Source organism: Phormidium sp. CCY1219 (genome assembly GCF_035615515.1).
In the GTDB taxonomy this organism is placed as follows: domain Bacteria; phylum Cyanobacteriota; class Cyanobacteriia; order Cyanobacteriales; family Laspinemataceae; genus CCY1219.
The window spans coordinates 1-4,941 of the sequence record NZ_JAJENT010000723.1 but is presented as its reverse complement, the minus strand read 5'-3'; the positions used below and the strand labels follow the sequence as shown (position 1 = coordinate 4,941).

3 protein-coding genes are annotated in these 4,941 nt (G+C 49.3%); all 3 read right to left on the bottom strand.

All coding sequences use genetic code 11. From position 1 onward, the window contains the following. Window positions 1–110: 110 nt before the first annotated feature. Complete coding sequence (locus LKK83_RS21490) at window positions 111–3,671, bottom strand: PAS domain-containing sensor histidine kinase (protein WP_324633384.1); 3,561 nt, start codon at window positions 3,669–3,671, stop codon at window positions 111–113. 556 nt (window positions 3,672–4,227) lie between these two features. Beyond that, window positions 4,228–4,605, bottom strand: a complete 378-nt coding sequence (locus LKK83_RS21485; RefSeq protein ID WP_324633382.1) for a response regulator — start codon at window positions 4,603–4,605, stop codon at window positions 4,228–4,230. 66 nt (window positions 4,606–4,671) lie between these two features. Next, window positions 4,672–4,941 (bottom strand): hypothetical protein (locus LKK83_RS21480; RefSeq protein WP_324633380.1); only part of this gene is annotated, 270 nt, incomplete at its 5' end.

Sequence of the window (4,941 nt, the reverse complement as noted above, 5' to 3'; positions counted from 1 at the left end):
TTTAGGCTGGTCAGGTGGTTAGAAGTACAAGCCCCTGGCTTTAGACATGGGGTTGGTTTCTACGGAGTCCCTGACACAATCAAATCAGGAATCGGGAGTTACAAGAGGGTCTATCCGGAAGAAGTGGAATGAGAAGTAGAGGTATTCTTTTCGGGAACCATCGCCCACATCGAGACCGTGAAGCGCGACCCCACTCCCAACTCGCTAGTGACGGTAATTTCGCCCCCCATCATCTTGCAGAACCGTTGGCTGATAGACAGTCCCAAGCCGGTGCCCCCATATTTGCGGGTGGTGGACACATCACCTTGAGTAAAGGGATGGAAAATCTGTTCGATTTGCGCCGCACTCATGCCAATTCCGGTATCGGTGACCGTAAATGTGATTTTATCATTGACCCCGAGTTCGGGAGACGCGATCGCCCCTTCCGAGTCGAGGTTTTTACCTGCTGCTAGCTCGTGATTTTGCATTCCCGCTGAAGACATTTGGGTAGGGCGAACCACATCAGCCCCAGGGGGTAAAGCCGAGTAGCGGGTTACTTCTAAAGTAATGGTGCCATTTTCGGTAAATTTAGCCGCGTTACTTAATAAATTCAACAACACTTGGCGAACTTTGGTCAGGTCGGCGTACATGCTACCCAGATGGTTGTGACAAATCACCGATAAAGTATTGTTATTTTTCTCGATTGTCGGTTGGGAAGTTGACACCACATTATAAATCAAAGTGCGAAGGTCGAACCGTTCCAAATACAAATCCATTTTACCGGCTTCGATTTTAGAAATATCCAGGAGATCGTTAATCAAAGCTAGCAGATGTTTCCCAGCATTATTAATTCTTTGCAAATCACCGAGTAAATTTTCATCTCCCAATTCTTCTGCATCTTCTTGGAGCATTTCACTATAGCCGACGATCGCATTCAGAGGGGTTCGCAGTTCGTGACTCATATTTGCCAGAAACGCACTTTTAGCTTGGTTTGCCGCTTCAGCAGCAGCTTTAGCTTTTTGTAATTCTTGTTCTGCAAGCCGTCGCTCCGTGATATCGTTCAACGTGCCAGACGTGCCTAAAATCGTGCCATTTTCAGCTAACTGAACGCGGGCGTGAACTTCCATCCAACGACTCGCACCATCTTTGGTGAGGTAACAAGTTTCATGGTGACAATAGTCTGCTTCGCGAGTCATTAATTGGGCAAACTTTTTCCGACTGGCCGCTTGTTCGTCCGGATGAACGTAATCGATAAAATCGGTAGACAAACTTTCCTCAACGGAGTATCCCGTGATTTGAGTCCAGGCGGGATTGAGAAAGGTCCACTTGCCGTGACTATCGGTTTTAAAAATAACTTCTTCAATGGTATCGACCACCGAGCGATATTTTTCTTCACTGGCTTGTAGGGAAGCGATTAACCGGCTTTTTTCCACTTCCGATCGCTTGCGTTCGGTGATATCGCGGACGATGGCCAGAGCTTCATCTTCTCCACTGGCCATCACCCGGCTTTCGTAACTAAATAATTCGCCATTAATTGGCAATTCGTACTCAAAGATTTCAATGTCCCCGGTGTGCAAGGTTTTTTGCAGGGCGTTGATGCATTGAGAGGCCACATAGTCGGGCAAGACTTCCCGGAGGTTGCGGCCCAAAAATTTATTTTCAATCCCGGCTAAATTGACCCCTTTAACGGATTTAAAATCCAAAACGGTACCGTCGCGATCGAATCGAAACATTAAATCGGGGATAGCATTGAGCAAGGCGCGGTTCCTCGCTTCACTTTTGCTCAACAGGGAGAGAGTATCGAGCATTTGCGATCGCGATTGCTTCGTTTCGGTAATATCTTGGACCGAACCGAGAATCCGAGTTACCCGTTGCTCGCGATCGTCCCAAATCGGGCGCGCCGAATCGCGCAACCAGCGGATTTCCCCCGATTTAGTGAAAATACGATATTCTAACACGCCGGAATGGTTAGCGAGTAAAGTAGCTTGAAAGCGCTCGAAACGGGGCAAATCTTCCGGATGAATCAGGGAAGACCACCCTTGTTGACGGTCCAGCTCTTCTAATCGGTAGCCTGCAATTTCGTAAAAGGAGTCCGCGACCCATTCAGCGATCGGCTGATTGGACTGCGAGAGGGTGATAGAATAAACGTAATCCGACACCAGTTCGCAGATTGTCCGATAGCGAGTTTCGCTTTGACAGAGAGCTTCGAGCGATCGGGTTTGTTCGGTAATATCGCAGATAAATCCTTCTAAGCACAGCAGTTCTCCGGTGGGACTGAAGACGCCGCAACCTTGCTCGGAAACCCACTTGAGTGCGCCGTCAGCGGCGATCATCCGGTAGGTGAGGTCAAAAGGGTTTTTGGCCGACAAAGCCGCTTGCACTTCCTGCCAAACCCGCTCTCGGTCTTCGGGATGGATGAGTTGAGCCAAGGAAATGTTTTTGTCATCGAGGAACTGTTTGGGGTAATAGCCGGTTAACGCCACCGATCCTTCACTGACAAATTCAAACGTCCAGTTGCGGTCATTACGACAGCGATAGGCCATTCCGGGAAGATTGCTCAGCACAGTGGAGAGGGTGCGCTGACTTTCTTGTAACGAGGCGATTAATTCCCGTTCCATTTGCTGAGCGCGCTTGCGATCGCGGATATTTCGCACCGCCGCCACCCGGAGTGACCTGCCGCGATCGCGAATCCTTTTCCCCTGGATTTCTACCGGAAATCGCGACCCATCTTTGCGGATCGCTTCTGCTTCATAAGGGGTTTCTACCCCGGCTTTAATATTTTCTAAGGCGATTTTCCGAGATTCAGGCGTTAGTAATTCCAACCCATTGGTGCCGATCAATTCTTCTGCTTCATACCCGCTCATCTCCACCAAGGTTTGATTGACATCGATAATTGTGCCTGACTCGTGAATGAGAATACCTTCAAAGGTTGCCTCGGATAAACAGCGAAATCTCGCTTCGCTTTCGCGCAATGCAGCCTCGAGCTGCATCTGGGGGGTAATCGGGAAAACTAACGCGATCGCGGCGATCGCCTCACCATTCTTATCGAAAATCGGGGTATTGTACCATTGGCAAACGATAATTTCCCCCGGTTTTGTTCGCTGCTCGCCGATCCAACCAACGCTACGTTTTTGCTGCATCGACTCATTCCAGCGTTCGGTAAACTGCTTTTGAAAGCCTTCCGGAATCAGAAAATTAAGGGGATGTTGTCCCAAAGCTTCCTGAATGCTATAGCCAAAAAGGGTTTCGGCTGCTGAATTCCAAGCTTTTATTTCCCCATTCCGGTTAAATTCGAGGGTGGCGAGGGGCGGGTGGTGGGAATCGAGCAGGTGGTGTTCTGCGGTGGTGTGACAAAACAAGAGGCGATCGCCCCCCGGTGGGTTTTCTGCTGGGGGTTGGCGCTCGCTGAGACGTTGTAAGCGGTTTTTGTCAGCATTTAATTGCTGGTTGGCTTGTTTGAATTGACCGAGTTTCGTGCCGAGGTATCCGAAGAGGAACGGAGAACAATCAATCAACCAGTGTAACGGATTCAATTGATGGATCGCAGCGATCGCGGCGATCGACCAGCTCAAATTGCCCCTCAAAATATCTAAACTCCATGCGCTCCCACAGAGACACAACCCGGCACTCACTCCTATCAGTCCGTAAGTTCGGACAATGCCAAACGACCGATTCTCGGTAACAGAGTCCATAGTTTGATGTTCCTTACAAGTTTGAGATAGCGGATGGATAGACATTGCATTCGGCGCTTGATAATCGTTTTTTTTACAGCCAGTCGGTTCCGATAACTTTACCTGTAAATCCACCCTTGATGATTCTGAGTTTTAACAGTTTTTTCCCACCACCTATGCAGCCAAATAGTGCAATCTAGCCAGTCTCAAATCAATTATTATAATTGCATGAAAGGGGACATAAGAATATAAAAAATTCCCACAAATAGAACATTTTACCTCTGATGCTCTGCTTCAATTTAGGGAGCGATTTAGGCGGAAACGTTGGGAAAAAAATCAGTAAGCCAATCAGTGCGAGGATAGTTTAAAACCGCGAAAGAAGTGGAAGAAAGATCCATGCCAGATGCAGTCCCTATGGCTAAAGCGGTAAGGGATCCTCGACGTTTGCAAAGCGCCTCGATGAGAGTAGTGGAGTTAAAACCCCGGGAATGCTTCCTGTCGAGAGGACGAACAGACGGCTGGTCAGTGGAGAGGGTTGCCCATACCCCTGCGAGGCGGCTACGCCCCAGAACAACCCTTATGAGGTGGGTTGTTTCGAGATATGCAACTGAATTTTTTCCAATAGCCGGGGAAATTCCACCGGTTTGGTATCGTAATCATCGCAACCGGCGGCCAGACATTTTTCGCGATCGCCAGACATAGCGTGAGCCGTCAGAGCGATAATTGGAATCGACTGGGTATCCGGTGCCGCTTTGAGTCGCCGAGTTGCCTCCCAACCATCGAGAATCGGCAAACTCATATCCATGAGGATTAAATCGGGGAATTCAGACTGAGCCATTGTCAATCCCTCCCCGCCATCCACAGCTACAATCACGTCATAACCCCGACGTTTGAGACGCCGCAATAACATATCTCGATTCATCTCATTATCTTCTACTAACAGAATCTTGCTCATTTTGTCCGGTTGCCTCTGCTCCCCGTTTGATTCGCCTTCTTTAAGGCTTTCTAGCATATTGTGATTTCACTTGCATTGATGATAATGCGAAAACTCGTGGAACCTGTGCCGCGATCGCTCGCCGATGCACAAAGCGATCGCCCAAGGGATTATCCCGCCAGGGGCGATCGAGAGCCTTGGGGGTCTGTGGATCCTCAAGAGAGCGGAAATGCCTTCCACTGGCGATCCCACGGCTGAGCCGCTGGTCAACCCAGGAAAGTCTTTACCGAGAATCGGCGTAAAGCCCCCGGATTTATCCGTGGGGATATAAGCCGAGCGACTGACCCCCGGTCCCCC